The sequence below is a fragment of the Flagellimonas oceani genome (assembly GCF_011068285.1).
GTDB lineage: Bacteria > Bacteroidota > Bacteroidia > Flavobacteriales > Flavobacteriaceae > Flagellimonas > Flagellimonas oceani.
This window is the reverse complement of the sequence record NZ_CP049616.1, coordinates 4,243,596-4,260,580: the sequence shown is the minus strand read 5'-3', so window position 1 is coordinate 4,260,580 and position 16,985 is coordinate 4,243,596. Positions and strand designations below refer to the sequence as shown.

General features: G+C 43.9%; 13 protein-coding genes. 11 read left to right on the top strand and 2 right to left on the bottom strand.

Features of this window, described 5'->3' with window-relative positions; translation table 11 throughout:
- Nucleotide 1 precedes the first annotated feature (1 nt).
- From proB to GVT53_RS19220, 11 genes are all read left to right on the top strand, one after another.
- Nucleotides 2–772 carry a glutamate 5-kinase gene (proB, locus tag GVT53_RS19270; protein WP_166250102.1) on the top strand — a complete coding sequence of 257 codons (771 nt, stop codon included), beginning with the start codon at nt 2–4 and terminating at the stop codon, nt 770–772.
- Between the two features lie 5 nt (nt 773–777).
- The gene (locus tag GVT53_RS19265; RefSeq protein WP_166250101.1) at nt 778–1,977 is read left to right on the top strand and encodes a glutamate-5-semialdehyde dehydrogenase; all 1,200 of its coding nucleotides are present in this window, start codon (nt 778–780) and stop codon (nt 1,975–1,977) included.
- 172 nt (nt 1,978–2,149) lie between these two features.
- The gene (locus tag GVT53_RS19260; RefSeq protein ID WP_166250100.1) at nt 2,150–2,479 is read left to right on the top strand and encodes a YegP family protein; all 330 of its coding nucleotides are present in this window, start codon (nt 2,150–2,152) and stop codon (nt 2,477–2,479) included.
- Nucleotides 2,480–3,056: 577 nt separating this feature from the next.
- Nucleotides 3,057–5,204: a DUF5723 family protein gene (locus GVT53_RS19255; RefSeq protein WP_166250099.1), complete on the top strand. Its 2,148-nt coding sequence runs from the start codon at nt 3,057–3,059 to the stop codon at nt 5,202–5,204.
- A gap of 319 nt (nt 5,205–5,523) precedes the next feature.
- Complete coding sequence (locus tag GVT53_RS19250; RefSeq protein WP_166250098.1) at nt 5,524–8,802, top strand: DUF8202 domain-containing protein; 3,279 nt, start codon at nt 5,524–5,526, stop codon at nt 8,800–8,802.
- Between the two features lie 519 nt (nt 8,803–9,321).
- Nucleotides 9,322–10,407 carry a T9SS type B sorting domain-containing protein gene (locus GVT53_RS19245; RefSeq protein WP_166250097.1) on the top strand — a complete coding sequence of 362 codons (1,086 nt, stop codon included), beginning with the start codon at nt 9,322–9,324 and terminating at the stop codon, nt 10,405–10,407.
- Between the two features lie 13 nt (nt 10,408–10,420).
- Complete coding sequence (locus tag GVT53_RS19240) at nt 10,421–11,365, top strand: PorP/SprF family type IX secretion system membrane protein (RefSeq protein WP_166250096.1); 945 nt, start codon at nt 10,421–10,423, stop codon at nt 11,363–11,365.
- Between the two features lie 21 nt (nt 11,366–11,386).
- Nucleotides 11,387–12,388, top strand: coding sequence for a dienelactone hydrolase family protein (locus GVT53_RS19235; RefSeq protein WP_205791793.1), 1,002 nt, complete (start codon nt 11,387–11,389; stop codon nt 12,386–12,388).
- Between the two features lie 149 nt (nt 12,389–12,537).
- Complete coding sequence (locus GVT53_RS19230; protein WP_108245295.1) at nt 12,538–12,912, top strand: hypothetical protein; 375 nt, start codon at nt 12,538–12,540, stop codon at nt 12,910–12,912.
- Between the two features lie 208 nt (nt 12,913–13,120).
- Nucleotides 13,121–13,786, top strand: coding sequence for a hypothetical protein (locus GVT53_RS19225; protein ID WP_166250094.1), 666 nt, complete (start codon nt 13,121–13,123; stop codon nt 13,784–13,786).
- Between the two features lie 840 nt (nt 13,787–14,626).
- Nucleotides 14,627–15,379, top strand: a complete 753-nt coding sequence (locus GVT53_RS19220) for a LytR/AlgR family response regulator transcription factor (RefSeq protein WP_166250093.1) — start codon at nt 14,627–14,629, stop codon at nt 15,377–15,379.
- Between the two features lie 5 nt (nt 15,380–15,384).
- Here GVT53_RS19220 and GVT53_RS19215 read toward each other — a convergent pair whose 3' ends face one another.
- Together GVT53_RS19215 and GVT53_RS19210 are read right to left on the bottom strand one after the other, a co-directional pair.
- Nucleotides 15,385–15,966 carry a precorrin-2 dehydrogenase/sirohydrochlorin ferrochelatase family protein gene (locus GVT53_RS19215; protein ID WP_166250092.1) on the bottom strand — a complete coding sequence of 194 codons (582 nt, stop codon included), beginning with the start codon at nt 15,964–15,966 and terminating at the stop codon, nt 15,385–15,387.
- Between the two features lie 75 nt (nt 15,967–16,041).
- A complete protein-coding gene (locus GVT53_RS19210) occupies nt 16,042–16,983 on the bottom strand; it encodes a PorP/SprF family type IX secretion system membrane protein (RefSeq protein ID WP_166250091.1) in 942 nt (313 codons plus the stop codon).
- Nucleotides 16,984–16,985 lie beyond the last annotated feature (2 nt).

Genomic DNA, 16,985 nt, shown 5'->3' with positions numbered 1-16,985 from the left:
CATGTACAAAGAACTAGTGGTCATTAAAGTAGGTACTAATGTGATGACCAATAAAGACAATAGAATAGTTAGACCTGTACTCAACAATTTGGTACAACAAATTGCTGAGCTATACGAACGAGACATCATGACCATTTTGGTCTCCTCCGGATCGGTAATCGCCGGTAAAGAGGTGCTGGGAAAAGCCAAGATCAAGGACAAGACCCAACGTAGGCAAGTATATTCCGCGATTGGGCAACCCAGAATGATGAGGCATTACTATAACATATTCAATGATTACGGAATGAAGTGTGCCCAGGTACTCCCTACCAAAAGGGATTTTAACCCTGGCGTGCACCGCGATAACATGATCAATTGTTTGGAAGGGCTCCTTTCCGAAGGGGTTATTCCGATAGCCAATGAGGATGATGCCGTTTCCGTATCCATGTCCATGTTTTCGGACAACGATGAGCTAGCAACCCTGCTGGCACAGTTGATGAAGGCAGACAGACTTATCCTAATGACGGATATCGATGGACTATACGATGGGCATCCGGAAAAGGCCGATTCCAAAGTAATCGACAAAGTTGAGCCAAAGGAAGACTTGGACAAATACATAGAGGAAGGAAACAAACAAGAAGGTGAAGGCCGAGGCGGTATGGGCTCCAAATTGAGCTACGCCCAAAAAGCCGCAGCAGCCGATATCCCTTCCTACATCGTCAATGGAAAGCGCGAAAACGTAATCTTGGATATAATCGAAGGAAAGAACGTAGGAACAGAAGTTTCAAAATAACAGAAATGAAATTATTAAAAACAGATTTAAAAAATAAAGTATTAAAAGATATGGAGCGCATCCTCGATGAAAATCGGGATGAATTGCTCCAAGCGAACAAAAAAGATTTGGACGCATTCAACCGCGACGATCAGGCATTGTACGATCGTTTGGTGGTGGACCAAAAGAAAGTGGATCAAATGATTCAGGCCGTACAAGAGGTTCGCGTACAAGATGACCCCGTTAACAAAGAAATCTCTACAAGGGAATTGGACAACGGTTTAAAGATCATCAACAGAACGGCACCTTTTGGCACCATAATGATCATTTATGAGTCCCGCCCCGATGTTACCATCGAGGCAGCCGTATTGGCGTTCAAGGCCAACAACAAAATATTGCTCAAAGGCGGTAAAGAGGCCTATCACAGTAATAAGGCACTGGTAAAGTTTTGGCACAAGGCCTTGGCAGAAAACGGACTGTCCGAAGATTTTATCCAGTTTATGGAAATGGACAGGACCCAAACACAGGAATTCTTGAGGAACCCGGACCAAGATCTGGACCTTATCGTACCCCGTGGTGGCGAGCGACTTATTGCCTTTGTAAAAGAACACGCCAAGTGTGCGGTCCTCATCAGCGGTAGAGGGAACAATTTCCTCTATGTGCACAAGGAAGCCGATTGGGAAAAAAGCTTAAAAGTGATTTTGAATGCAAAAACCCATAAAATCTCGGCATGCAACGCATTGGACAAGATTTTAGTGGATACCCAGATTGATGGTTATGAGGAAAAGCTCAAGGAATTGCAGCAGGTACTCACGGCCAACAATGTCTCCATTACGGTTGATGATAAAGTCAAAAAAACCTTGACCAACGAGGATACCATTACCGATGAATCCATTTGGCAAGAAGAGTTTTTGGCCATGAAGTGCGTAATCGGTGCCGTAAACAATATTGACGAAGCCGTACAGAAAATCAATAAAAATTCCGGCGGGCACTCCGCTTCCATAATGACGGAGAACAATGAGGTTGCCAAAACCTTTATGGAAAACGTGGACTGTGCCGCAGTGTACCAAAATGCCTCCACCCGATTTACAGATGGTGGACAAATGGGCGTTGGCGCGGAATTGGCCATCAGTACGGATAAATTGCACCACCGTGGTCCGCTGGGCCTAAAACAATTGGTCACCAACAAATACTATGTATTTGGCGATGGGCAGATCAGGGTGTAACCTACATATACTGCATCAAACTAAAAAGGAGGCCGATGGCCTCCTTTTTTTATTAATAATTCATAATAAAAGGTGCCATCTCTCACAAAATTTATTTTATCATCAAATTTCAAGGCATTTATTGGTAGTTTTTTAAGAAAATCTCTAGATTTAATACTTAAATAGATAAAATATGGGAAAATTTGAGATTAGCACGGATAAGGCCGGAAAGTTCAGGTTCAATTTAAAAGCTGGAAACGGTCAAATTATTTTAAGCAGCCAAGGATACACCACCAAATCTGCTTGCGAAAATGGCATCGATTCTGTAAAAAAGCATTCACAGGACGATGACAATTTTGAAAGAAATACAGCGAAAGACGGAAGTCCATACTTCAATTTAAAAGCATCCAACGGGCAGGTTATCGGAAACAGCGAAATGTATTCCAGCGATTCGGCCATGGAAAATGGCATTGCATCCGTCAAAAAAAATGCGCCGGACGCTTCAGTGGAAGAAATTTCCTAAAAATTAAGTATCATTTTACAACGTTTTAAACAGCCCAAAAGGGCTGTTTTTTTATGCCAAATTTTTATCCCTCAATTCAAAAGGGCCATTCATTGGTTCAAAAGGGGCATTCGTTAATTGGTCCCCTAAAATCTCAATTATTGATTTTATGTTTGTTGTGCAATCAGACGTTAATAATAATTGAAAAGCAAGATCAATTTTAACGCATGCACATATAGCAATTCACTTTTGACGACTGTTGGTCATAAAAGTGTTTAGTTTAGTTGAGGTTTCCGTTACGCCAAGGAGCTGCTACAGTTCCTTGGTCGTAATGGTTTTTTGTTTTTGCACTAGCCCTCTTTAAAGGTATTTTCAGGTAAGAATCGTCTTCGCCCTATCTGCTGTTTCAACCCCGGATTTCATAAAAAATAAGCTGTTTCAAAAACCTAGATAAACTCAACTGCCCCATCCGTCAATTCAAAACCCGCATCCATCCATTGTCCCCTTCAAAATCCATTAATAAGTATTCTCTTTGGAATTGATTCAAAATAAAATAATTGATAACCCTTGCACTATGCAGGTCTTAAAATTAAAAAACATGATTTCAAAGAATACTTTTTTGAACTTGGTCCTACTCTTGTTCTCGTACGTGCTATCCGCACAATCGTACGTTGGTTTTTTGGAGGACAATTACAACGGTGTGCATGGAATTATTTCCAACCCGGCCAACATTGCCGACTCCAACCTTAAAATGGACGTAAACATTTTTGGCATAAGCGCATTGTATGCAAACGATTACTTAGGCTTTAACCTCGGCGATGCCTTTGGCAATGCAAGTGAAGCTTTTGATAACGCAGAAACATTCCCGACAACCAATAACTTTTTAGCCTTTAACGTGGATGTAATGGGTCCATCCGTAATGCTGAGCATGAGCAAAAAACATTCTCTCGCGATTTTTACTCGCGGAAGAGGTATTTTCTCCGTTAACGATGCCAACGGGAACCTTTTGGAAAAAGAAGGCGGTTTTGACGAAAACGAAGATTTTTCGCTGGTTGAAGATGACATTTCGGGAACGTTTACCGCATGGGGAGAAATCGGGGCAACGTATGCCCGCGTACTCTTGGATGACAAAGAACACTTTCTTAAGGGTGGAGCCTCCCTTAAATATGTTCAAGGACTGGCAAACGCATATATAACCGGTTCGGATATTTCGGTGGATTACAATTCCGCCACCGAAGAAGTAACCACAACTGGCCAACTACGATATGGCAATACAGGAGAAGTAGATGAACAGGGGCACATCGGGGATGCCTTTGATGCAAACGCAGGTACAGGTATTGGGGCCGACCTTGGCTTTGTATATGAATGGAGGCCAGATCACGAAGCATTTACCAAATTGAAAAGTGACGGTACTACCGTGGTCAACCGTGGAGTTAACAAGTATAAAGTGAAGTTAGGTGTTTCGGTAACGGACATTGGTACCATAGGCAATGTAGATGGTATCGATAGAATTTATGACTTGAACAAAACCCAAGATGCCGATAATTTTGACGGTGACGTACTGGAAGAAGCACTAGTGGATAACTTCGACATTATATCCGAAAGAACAGCAGTGAGCTATACCCTTCCAACAGCACTGCACACCAACATAGATTGGAATGTAACGCGACGATTGTACATGAACTTTAACGGGGATATGTCACTCACCCCTAAAGATGGTACCAACATTGGCCGGATTATAAACCAATACAGGCTTACACCGAGATTTGAGACCACATGGTTGGCGGTGTATTCGCCACTCAGCATCATTCAAGGAGGTACGTTCCAATGGGGAGCTGGATTACGATTGGGGCCTATCTATTTAGGTTCCGGCTCCATTCTTTCATCATTGGTCGGTGAAAATACCAAAGCCTTAGATCTATACGCAGGACTTAAAGTTCCTATCTATCATAATAAATTAAAGGATAAGGACAACGACGGCATCATCAACCAAGAGGACAGATGCCCGGAAACTCCTGGGCCAGTGGAAAACCAAGGTTGCCCATGGGAAGATACCGATGCGGACGGAGTTTTGGATAAGGATGATGACTGCCCAGACGTTGCCGGACCGGAAGAAAACAACGGATGCCCATGGAAAGATACCGACGAGGATGGAATTTTGGACAAGGATGATGAATGCCCTGAAGTAGCAGGACCGAAAGAATTTAACGGTTGTCCCGATACCGACTCGGATGGAATCGAGGACAGAAACGATCGTTGCCCGCAAACTCCAGGCACTATTGAATACAATGGGTGCCCGGATACAGATGGAGACACCATTCCCGATGTGGATGACCAATGTCCGCAAGTAGCAGGGACCATAGCCAACAATGGCTGTCCAGAAGTGACCGCCGAAGTGCAAAAACAGTTGAACGATTATGCCAGGACCATTCTGTTCGATACCGGAAAGGCCACCATTAAACCAGAATCCGTTTCCGTAATGGTCGACATCATCCAAATATTGAACGAATATCCAAATGCCAAGTTTACCGTGGAAGGACATACAGATAGTGTTGGCAGAAACACCACAAACCAAAACCTATCGGAAGCCAGGGCCAACTCCGTACGCGATTTCTTGATCAACGAAGGGATATCCGGCAGCAGATTATCTGCAATAGGTTATGGAGAGGACAAACCAATTGCCTCTAACGCAACCAAACTTGGTAGACAACAAAATAGACGAGTAGAGATCAATTTGATCAAATAAAACCATCCTTCCCATATTTTCTATTTGATTCTTAGAGCAAAGGTTTGGTGTAACTCAGTTGTTCTTAAATAATCAGGATGGTAGATCCGCCAAGAGGTTCTTGGCGGATCTTTTATTTAAACACGTAAAATCCTACAAAAATCAAATTTTTGGCAATACATGTTTTTTTCACTCATTGATCCAAATGGGGCATCCGTCAATTGGAAACCGTCATAGGTAAATTCACCACTGTTTTATATCTAAATACTCCTTTAATTTATAATACCAAATCTATTTCTTGATCGGCCTCAGCAAGAAATCTTAGTAAAACTTGACCCTTATGACTAAACTTCTACTTAGTTTCTTTTCCTATGCATTGAATTTATTTCAAGTGCAAAACAAGCCCTATAAAAAATCTCAGAATCAAAACGCTTTGATGGGATTCAAAAAACCGGTGAAGTGGTTAACGGTACTATCCATTCTATTTATCAGTGGGCAAACATTTGCCCAGACCGATGAAGTGGACACTTGGTTCAGAGCCGGGAAAGGGATAAATTCCCCAACGGACGGAATCCTCTTTGCCGATCCTAATCCAGCTCCACCTGCGGACGGAACACCTGTGAACATTTGGTACGATATTGTATACAATTCCCAACAAAATGCGGTCCCCCATCCATTGCCCGCCAATTATAGTTTAGATCCCTTGGCCCCGCCCCCAAACCATGGTTTTGACTATAACTTGCCCAATAGTGGTGTGACTTACCCCCTGTTCCTCACCCCAGCAGGCTCCATTCCCGGACTACCCACTTTTCGCAGAAACAGTACAGATAACATCAATTTCAATCCCGTTGTCCAATTCGATGGCAGTGGTAATGGACAAGCCCTACATTTTAAAATGGTCAACCGTGAAAATCTTACGGTTTTTATAGTTTTCAAGGCACGTGGTGCTGGAAACTCCGCAGAAACACAAAAATTGCTTTTTGGCGGGGATGTACAGATACAGCACGGCTCCTTCAATGTTGAGAATTGGAAGACCAACCTTTCATTTGGAATATCTGACGGTAATACACTATCTGTGGGAAGGACATGGAGAGGTGATGATGGGCCAGGAGGACCCCCCTATTATCAAAGTGGAACTATTGACCTTCAAGCAGAACCGGCCATTGGTACATTGGTAAGATCGGCAACCCTTGGCTCCGAAACGTTGACCGCCTACGCCAATGGAATTTTGGAGTTTTCTAACATACGTAATCATCTCCTAGCAGGAAATGAACTCTTTGAGTTTTATCGTTTGGGCAAACATTTTAATAGTAACGATCCAAATAGGAATCTCACAGGCGATATAGCTGAAGTCTTGGTGGCCGATCTTGCTCTTGGCACTCTTGAAAGGGAGAAAGTCGAAAGTTACCTTGCCATTAAATATGGCATCACCCTCAATGCTGGAGGTCCTTTGGGAAGCATAAATGGAAATGATGGCTATAACTACATTGCCGCGGACGGAACTGTTATCTGGCAGGTGGACCCAGTCTATAAACATGACATAGCAGGTATTGGTAAGGATAAATACCACGACAATGCAAATGCTGGGACCATCGATCTACGTTATAACCAAGATCAGCGAATCTCAAAAAGTGCCAATTCAGATGCCATTGTTACCATTTCTACCAACAATGATTTCAGTACTGATAATTTAGATCTGTCAAGGACTGACGTGGATGATTTTTCGTTTTATAGCTATAGACATAACTATTTAATATGGGGAAATAACGATGCCACCATCAATGAAATAGATTCAGAATTGCCCCTCAATATCACTAAAAGACTGGGTCGTGAATGGAGAGTTCAAGCAGTACGATCCGCTGGCACTAACCAGATTACTAATGTAAGTGTTCGTGTAGACCTTTCCGGTTCTGACATTTTGACCAACGCATGCGATTTACAACTTCTTATCGATACGGACACCGATGGGGACTTTACAACAGGGCCTATAACCCGTATTTCCGCTACTAGTGTAGATGGAGCTGACAATGTTTATTTTGACAATGTTACCTTTAACCATCTTGAAGTTTTTACCATTGGTTATGAACAGGAAGCCCCTATACTCGACCCTATTGATAGTGTAACAGCTTGTGATTCCTACGAACTTCCAATGATTAGTGGCACAAATCTTACTGGAAATCAAGCCTATTATGATGCTTCTGGAGGTCCTAGCGGCGGTGGAACAAAATATCTTCCAGGAGATATTATCACAAGCAGTATTGATCTTTACGCTTATGATGAAACAGGCGGGGCTCCCAATTGTTCTGATGAAGAAAGTTTCAAGGTGGACATCAACGCATCACCGGCAGTCCCCGCCATAACCGTCACACCGGAGAGCTGCTCCGCGGACGCCACCAACGTGGTCTCCAACTATGACGCGAACCTGACCTATACCTCCAGCCCCGCAGGGCTAAGCGTGGGCGCGGGAGGGGTCATCACAGGCGGCACCAACGGGGTCGACTACACCATCACCGCGGAGAACACGGACAACTGCACCGCAGTTTCCGCTCCCTTCACATTCGACGCAGGCACACAGCTGCCATCACCGGCAGTCCCCGCCATAACCGTCACACCGGAGAGCTGCTCCGCGGACGCCACCAACGTGGTCTCCAACTATGACGCGAACCTGACCTATACCTCCAGCCCCGCAGGGCTAAGCGTGGGCGCGGGAGGGGTCATCACAGGCGGCACCAACGGGGTCGACTACACCATCACCGCGGAGAACACGGACAACTGCACCGCAGTTTCCGCTCCCTTCACATTCGACGCAGGCACACAGCTGCCATCACCGGCAGTCCCCGCCATAACCGTCACACCGGAGAGCTGCTCCGCGGACGCCACCAACGTGGTCTCCAACTATGACGCGAACCTGACCTATACCTCCAGCCCCGCAGGTAAGCGTGGGCGCGGGAGGGGTCATCACAGGCGGCACCAACGGGGTCGACTACACCATCACCGCGGAGAACACGGACAACTGCACCGCAGTTTCCGCTCCTTCACATTCGACGCAGGCACACAGCTGCCATCACCGGCAGTCCCCGCCATAACCGTCACACCGGAGAGCTGCTCCGCGGACGCCACCAACGTGGTCTCCAACTATGACGCGAACCTGACCTATACCTCCAGCCCCGCTAAGCGTGGGCGCGGGAGGGGTCATCACAGGCGGCACCAACGGGGTCGACTACACCATCACCGCGGAGAACACGGACAACTGCACCGCAGTTTCCGCTCCTTCACATTCGACGCAGGCACACAGCTGCCATCACCGGCAGTCCCCGCCATAACCGTCACACCGGAGAGCTGCTCCGCGGACGCCACCAACGTGGTCTCCAACTATGACGCGAACCTGACCTATACCTCCAGCCCCGCAGGTAAGCGTGGGCGCGGGAGGGGTCATCACAGGCGGCACCAACGGGGTCGACTACACCATCACCGCGGAGAACACGGACAACTGCACCGCAGTTTCCGCTCCCTTCACATTCGACGCAGGCACACAGCTGCCATCACCGGCAGTCCCCGCCATAACCGTCACACCGGAGAGCTGCTCCGCGGACGCCACCAACGTGGTCTCCAACTATGACGCGAACCTGACCTATACCTCCAGCCCCGCAGGGCTAAGCGTGGGCGCGGGAGGGGTCATCACAGGCGGCACCAACGGGGTCGACTACACCATCACCGCGGAGAACACGGACAACTGCACCGCAGTTTCCGCTCCCTTCACATTCGACGCAGGCACACAGCTGCCATCACCGGCAGTCCCCGCCATAACCGTCACACCGGAGAGCTGCTCCGCGGACGCCACCAACGTGGTCTCCAACTATGACGCGAACCTGACCTATACCTCCAGCCCCGCAGGGCTAAGCGTGGGCGCGGGAGGGGTCATCACAGGCGGCACCAACGGGGTCGACTACACCATCACCGCGGAGAACACGGACAACTGCACCGCAGTTTCCGCTCCCTTCACATTCGACGCAGGCACACAGCTGCCATCACCGGCAGTCCCCGCCATAACCGTCACACCGGAGAGCTGCTCCGCGGACGCCACCAACGTGGTCTCCAACTATGACGCGAACCTGACCTATACCTCCAGCCCCGCAGCGTGGGCGCGGGAGGGGTCATCACAGGCGGCACCAACGGGGTCGACTACACCATCACCGCGGAGAACACGGACAACTGCACCGCAGTTTCCGCTCCCTTCACATTCGACGCAGGCACACAGCTTGGATTTAGCGTTACTACCAATGTTCAGGATGAAACATGTTTGGAAAGCGACAATGGTTCTGTTTCCGTAGAAATTGGAGACGCTGTTTTACCTGTTACGGTTCAGCTTAACAATTTGGAGCCCGTAGTTTTCAATACCAATTCTTTCTCCATTGAGGATTTGTCTCCTGGGAATTATCAAATGAATGTAATTGACAACACGGGTTGCCAAACCAATACAAATTTTGAAATTAAACCGGGCGGGCCAGACCTTGGTGGCACAGTAGATGTCATGTATTTGTGTGAGGACAACTTACCATCAAATACAATCGAGGTAACATTATTCGATCCATCAATCAGTAATGATGTGCTTTATGCGATGGACTCTAACAATCCAGATGACTTCGTATTAACTCCAGATTTTGGAAACCTTAGTTCTGGCAGTCATAGTCTTTACATTATGCACAACAATGGTTGCTTGGCAGAGATTCCCTTTGAAGTTGAAAACTTTGACCCATTGGAGCTGTCGCTAAGCAGTGAGTATATAAATCAAATCACTGCAAATGTTACAGGCGGAAATGCCCCTTACACCTATTACTTTGATGAGAATAGCGGAACCAGCTCCAACACTTACACAATCACGAGAAGTGGCAGTTTTACCATAAGGGTCGTTGACAGCTATGGTTGTGAGGCAATAAAGAGTATCACAATGAACTTGGTAGAAATCACTATCCCGGATTTTTTCACTCCAAATGGTGATGGGGAAAATGACTTTTGGTCTCCAAAAAATTCCGAACTGTTCCCTGATATCCAAACGCACATTTTTGACCGGTATGGAAGAGAGATCCAGATTTTGGGCACATCGGACGCTTGGGATGGCGAGTATGACTCCAACCCTATGCCATCTGGGGATTACTGGTACATCGCAAGACTAAATGATGGGTCTGGACGTGAATTCGTCGGGCACTTCACATTGTATAGATAAAATCAATTGATAAATGAAGAGAGTTGTAGTTTTCTTAATATTCACAAACCTGTTCCTTGTAAAAGGACAAGAGCTGACCATTCCGCAATTGTCCCAATACTTGTCCGACAACCCTTTTGTGATGTCCCCTTCCTATGCAGGAATTGGTGATTATGTAAAAGTACGGATGAACGGGGTTACCCAATGGGTAGGTATTAAGGATGCCCCGGATACCCAATCGTTATCGGCAGATGTACGATTGGGGAACCGTTCCGGTATTGGAATGGTGATATATAACGATTCGAATGGTGAAACAAAACAACGAGGAGGCAAGGTTTCCTTTGCACATCACCTTACCCTTAATAAATATGATGACCAATATTTCTCCTTTGCCCTGTCCTTTAATTTGAACCAATTTAGGATAGATATTGAAAACTTTGACCCTAACAACGACCCTGCCGTTATTAACGACCGGTCATCCAGCAATCCAAATTTTGATGTGGGCACACTGTACAGACGCGGTGGATTTTATCTCAGTGTGAACGCCGCTAACATTCTTAACAAGGAATTTGAAAAGTTCAACCCAATTTTTGAACCTAATACCCTACGCAATTATTATCTGTATTCCGGATATAAATTCAGAAAGAACTCAAGAACTGATTTTGAGATAGAACCTTCAGTTTTCTTCCAATATTTTGAAAGTGACGGAAGGTCCATAACGGATATCAATACCAAGTTCAAATGGTATGATTATCTGAATTACTATTATGCGGGGATAACCTACAGATTTTTGAACGACCAATTTGGCTCTCCCCTATATATAGCTCCCGTTATTGGCCTCAAAAAAGGAGACTTCTACTTTGGATACTCTTATCAGATAATTATGAATGAGATACTGGGCTACTCGAAAGGTACCCATGTTTTGACCTTGGGCATCGATTTGTTCCAAGGAGTTTCTAACTGTTCGTGCACTTATTAATATGAAATTATGAAAAAAACAATGTCAAAATTATTTATTAAACTTAGCCTATTTTTGTCCGTATCGTCTATATTTTTTATCTCCTGCAGCGAGGATGAAGGTGGATCTACCCCCTTTACAAATGCTCCGGAAGTGATAATGGCGCAATCTACGTTGGACACGATTATCTATGTCCAGATACAACAGGACAAAATCCCTATTTACCTTTCAATACCTAAGGGCTGTGATAATGAAAATTATCCTGCGGTAGTAGTAATGCATGGTTCTGGTGGAATGTGGTCGAACGATGACCCAACTACCGGAAAAATGTCCGGTCAAAATCGTGATTGGCGGGAAATATTCGACAATAACTGTATTGTCGGTGCTTTTGTTGACAGTTACTCGGGAAGGAATGTCAAGGAGAGAACTGGAAAATGGACAGACGCTCCGGACAACTTCAGGATCAGTTCTCAATTTGTTCGCCCCAAAGATGCCAACATGGCCTTAGAGGTACTCAAAAACTTAAAACTAGATAATGGCAAGCCATTGGTAAGACCAAATGACATTGCATTACTTGGTTTTTCCGATGGAGCCAGTGCGCTGGCCGCAACACTCTATGATACCGGTTCAACTCCCTCCGATTGGGAATGGACACAAAGTTTTGACGGGAACAAATATGATGCCTCATCGGGAGTTCAGCCACCTCAACCCAAACCGGAAAATGGTTTTGCCGGAGGGGTTTTCTACTATGGAGGATCCTCGGGATATGGTTATTGGGGACCAGGACCTTGTAATGAAAATGCACTTGAAGAAAATATATACCGGCCCTATGCCCCCATTTTGTATCAGGTTCCCTCAAAGGGATACCTAACTGAAAATACATTGTGCATGGTAGATTTATTGGAAGAAAAAGGTGTTCCGCTAAAACTCCATATTTATGAAGGTGTTGGTCATGGCTTTGATACAGAAGGTAAAGACCAAAGTGAATTGGCGAGAACAAACGCCATTAATTGGTTAAAAACATTATTGCACATTACGAAATAACACTCACAACTAAGGTTAAAGTACAGAACCTAGGTCTTGGCCAGCCAAGACTACAAAAACAATCCAAAACCTTTTCAACCTCATTAAAAATTTATTGAACCATTGGCCTATTGCAGACCAAAAATCAGAACACCTAAAATTTAAATGACATGAAGGATAATTTTCTGGAGAAATGGATTTTGGACCTAATCAAGTCTGAATATGAGTTTGGAAACATACCCAAACATGCGAATTACAAACTAAGGGAACGCATGGACGATTTTATTGAAGTGACCATTGAATGGATGGATAATGATAATAACAACTATAAAATTGTCTACCATGCGAGAGCTTATGGTAAAATGAAAGTGAACAGTAGTCTGGAGATCGCCAAAGATCCGGTCTTTGAACTTGAGAACTACTATACTCTTGAAATCCATACATACGTAAACCACATAAAACGAAATTATAGTACACGAAAAATTGCAAATTATGATGTAATGGGCGTAATCGGCCAATTGGAAAAGACCAATAAGACATCATAGGGTAGGCAGTAAACCAAATTTATGCTTCAAAATGTCCATTTAAGAAAAAAACGGGTGTATTTCAACGTAAAAAACAATCATTTTATCGGTGGTTTTTCATACGTCAATTGAAAAGCCCCATCCGTATATTCATGGGTCTTACCCACTATTTTTCTTTGTTACTTAGTACCTGATAACGGTCCCCGATTTATTAATCAAAAATAAAGTTATGCATCTTTTGACCATCTTTTGGACATTGATCTGTGCCACGGTAATCATAGGTTATCCCATCTATCTTATCAACAAATCCAATTCCGCACTAAAGGATCACGAAGAATCCCGTGGGAAGAATACTCCCAACACAGTGGAACTCTTATCCTTTGATATAAGGGAGCAATTACCCAATTGGTCGTTTACGATAGATGTTCCGCAAATTACAGAAGAAGTACTCAACAAAAACCCCATACTTTTTTATCTGGAATCAGATGACTCGTGCCTGAAACTACCATTGAGCAACAACAGTATTGGATATACGGCAAAAGTCTACAAAAATGTGGGCAAAGTGTATGTGACCTTTAAATCCATAAAGGATGGTGTAACCAATTTCTATGTTCCAACTTGGCACTTAAAAAAACTGAAAATCCTTATTATAAGGTCCAATGACACAAGGCTCAATGGCAATTGGGAAAATAAGGTCAATAAATCGGTTGTGCACAATAGCTTGGCAAAGGCGGGAATAAATATTAACGATTACGAGGACATCCTAGGTTATTTCAGCAATATTGCCTCAATAGATTTCAAAGGACACTTTGTGGCCAAAATGCCCCTAAAAAAGAAGTGCTTTCCGAAAACCACAAAATATCCCGAGCATCAAGAATTATATCATACAGCTTAATGAATTGATGGCCCTTTTACGAATCTTTTTAGTGTTCTCCTGTTGTAAAAAATGGGATTTCCTTTTAAAACAGGAGTCCCATTTTCAACTAAAAAGAAGTGTCTTTGAAACTTACGTTAACTCAAAAGGGGCATTCATAAACTCAAAACACCCATCCATCAAATGGCATACACCAATTAACTATGAACACTGTAGATTTAACAACTGAAAAAATATGAATACTGGGCTGCACAACGAACAAATGTTCTTGTCTTTGGTTCTGGCGATAAAGGCAGTGCGGCCCAAAATTCATAAGGTTTTTGACAAAACTCACCATGAGTAATTCCTTCAGCTGAAAGCAAGTATGGGGTTATGCTGCGCAACAGTTACTATAAGGAACAAAAATGGTGAGTTCTTTTAATCCCTCAACCCAAAGGGTTAAACAATTTTTTCACTGAAAAGTGACAAATTAAGTGGTTTTCTTTCCACTATTTATTCTTCCCCCGTAAAAATGTTTAACTTAATATGGTGAAAAACATATCTTTTCACCATAGTAATAGAAATAAAATATTGACGAATTTAAAAAAACCTTTGTTTACGTTGGCTTAACCAACATAAATATTGGGTTAGGATAGTATTGTTGAACGAAAATCCTATGTCTCAATGAAGTAAAAAATTATGCGATAGTCTCAGATTTCAGCATAGCACCGAAAAAGACCATCCCCATTTCCCAAATATAAATAAAACAATCAAATTCCTATAAGGTTTGAAAGAAAAACCCTTTATTTTTTTAATCCGGTATCGTTTAGAACACAACAACTTTAATTATAGCCATAACCAATAACCCCTAAAAATAGCCCTATGATTTTAAAAGCAGTAATAATCGAAGACGAGAAACACAGCAGGGAGACCCTTAAATCCATGTTGGAGGAATTTTGCAAGGAGGTACAAGTCATTGCAATGGCAGGATCGGTAGATGAGGCTGTAAAAGTTCTTTCCATATACAGTCCGGACATAGTGTTTTTGGATATAGAGCTACAATCCGGTGTAGGGTTCGATGTTCTAAACCAAATAAAAGACCCGAACTTTGAAGTTGTTTTCACCACTGCATTTGAAAAATATGCCATCAAGGCCATTAAATTCAGTTCCTTGGATTATTTATTGAAACCCATAGACCTGGACGAACTCCAGCAAGCGGTGGAAAAAGCGAGAAACCGTATGGACACCAATGTTTATAGAGAGCAGCTGGACACATTGATGCAAAGCATTTCCCGTGGAAAAGTGCGCCCAGAAAAAATATGCTTGGCCACCACCGCCGGAATGGAGTTTATTGCCATTGATGACATAGTGGCCTGCAAAGCGGACGGTTCTTACACTTGTTTTATGTTGGAGGATGAAAGTATTTTTTTAGTGAGCAAGCACTTAAAGGAATATGAAATGCTCCTTTCCGAACACAACTTTATGCGGGTGCACAATAGCTTCCTTATCAATTTGAAAAAGGTGAAAAAATATGTCAAATCGGATGGAGGCCACCTTATCATGAGCAACGAGATGCAGGTGAATATTTCACCAAGAAAAAGAGATGATTTGATAGAGGCGATGAAACGTTTATAACCTGCTCAATCTTTTTTGTTCACCAAGCCTTTGGTAAACTCGTTCAAGGCCTCGACCTTTTGCTCAAAATCGCCCTTTAAGGTTTTTCGGTATTCGTTCAAGTTCTTGACCAGATCATCAATGTTTTCAGGAAGCACGTCCTCAAAAAATTGACGCAATCTTTTTGCCGTTGTCGGGGATTGTCCGTTGGTGGAAATGGCAACTTTTACGTTCCCCTTCGTTACGATACCGCCCATATAAAAATCACAAAACGGTGGATTATCCGCTACATTTACCAATTTGCTGAGCTTTCTACAATCGTGGTACACTTGCTCGTTCACTTCGGGTTTGTCCGTGCAGGCCACAACCATGTGCTTGCCTTCCAAATATTTTTCTTGATAAACATCCTTTGTAATTTCCACATTGTGCTTTTCTGCCAGCTCCAACGTGTCCGATAAAAACTCCGGAGCAACCATCTGCACTTGTGCATTGGGGCTCGATTTTAATAAAAAAGTCAGTTTTTCCAACCCAACATTTCCACCTCCCACTATAAGTACATTCAGGTTGTTTACCTTCAAAAAAACAGGATACAGCTCATTCCTTTCCATAGCTTATCAATTTTAGCAGCATTTTGCTGTTTCAAAGTTAAAGATAACGACTATTTCCGCCATTCCCATTCAGGTCTAAAATGTAGGCGCCTCCTTTTGTTTTTGGGAAGATTTAAATTCGTACCGTACAAACAATTCGTGCGACCCGCCCGTATAACTCGCCAAATTGGAAGTTGTGAGGTCGTAGGCATAGCCGGCACTAAAATTCGGGTTGATCTGCATTCCCAACAAAGTGGAAAACGAATCGTCCCAGCGGTAGGCCAATCCAAAAGTGAAAGTCTCCCTGAGCATTGCATTCACCGATAAATCGGCTATTATCGGAGCGCCAGGCACCCACTTCACAAAGAAGGCCGGCTTAAGCTTCACATCCGGCGTCAAATCCACCACTTTTCCACCAATAAAGTAGTAGTGCAAACGCTCCGCAGCGATTTCCTGTTCCTCACCATCATAATGCTTTTGTGAAAAGAAATTGGGTATGGCAAATCCCAGGTAGCCCTTTTTCGTATCATAATAAAGTCCGGCCCCAATAGTGGGGAAGAACTTGCTCTTGATATTATTTTGAAAGGCCACATCCGTATCTTCCGTAAGTCCTTTGGAGAAGTCCACATCAAAAATGCGACCGCCGAGCTTCATCCCAAAGGATAATTTGCTATTGGCACTATCCAACTGAATGGTGTACGAGACGTTTCCATCCACCGATATTTCCGATGAAGGCCCCAATGCATCACGGGAGATAATGCCCCCAGCCCCAAGTTTGTTTTCCAAAGGCATATCCACGGCCAACACCTGCGTATTGGGTGCGCCATTTACACCTACCCATTGCGAACGGTGCAACAACAAGGCCGTTAAATGGCCATTTTTGCCCGCATAGGCAGGATTAACGCTCATAGTATTGTACATGTATTGCGTAAACTGTGGATCCTGCTGCGCATAACCAAAAATGGAGCATAGGGAAAGGAACAACATACATATATACCTACAACCCTTTATTTTATATTTTGATGAAACCAACTCCATTT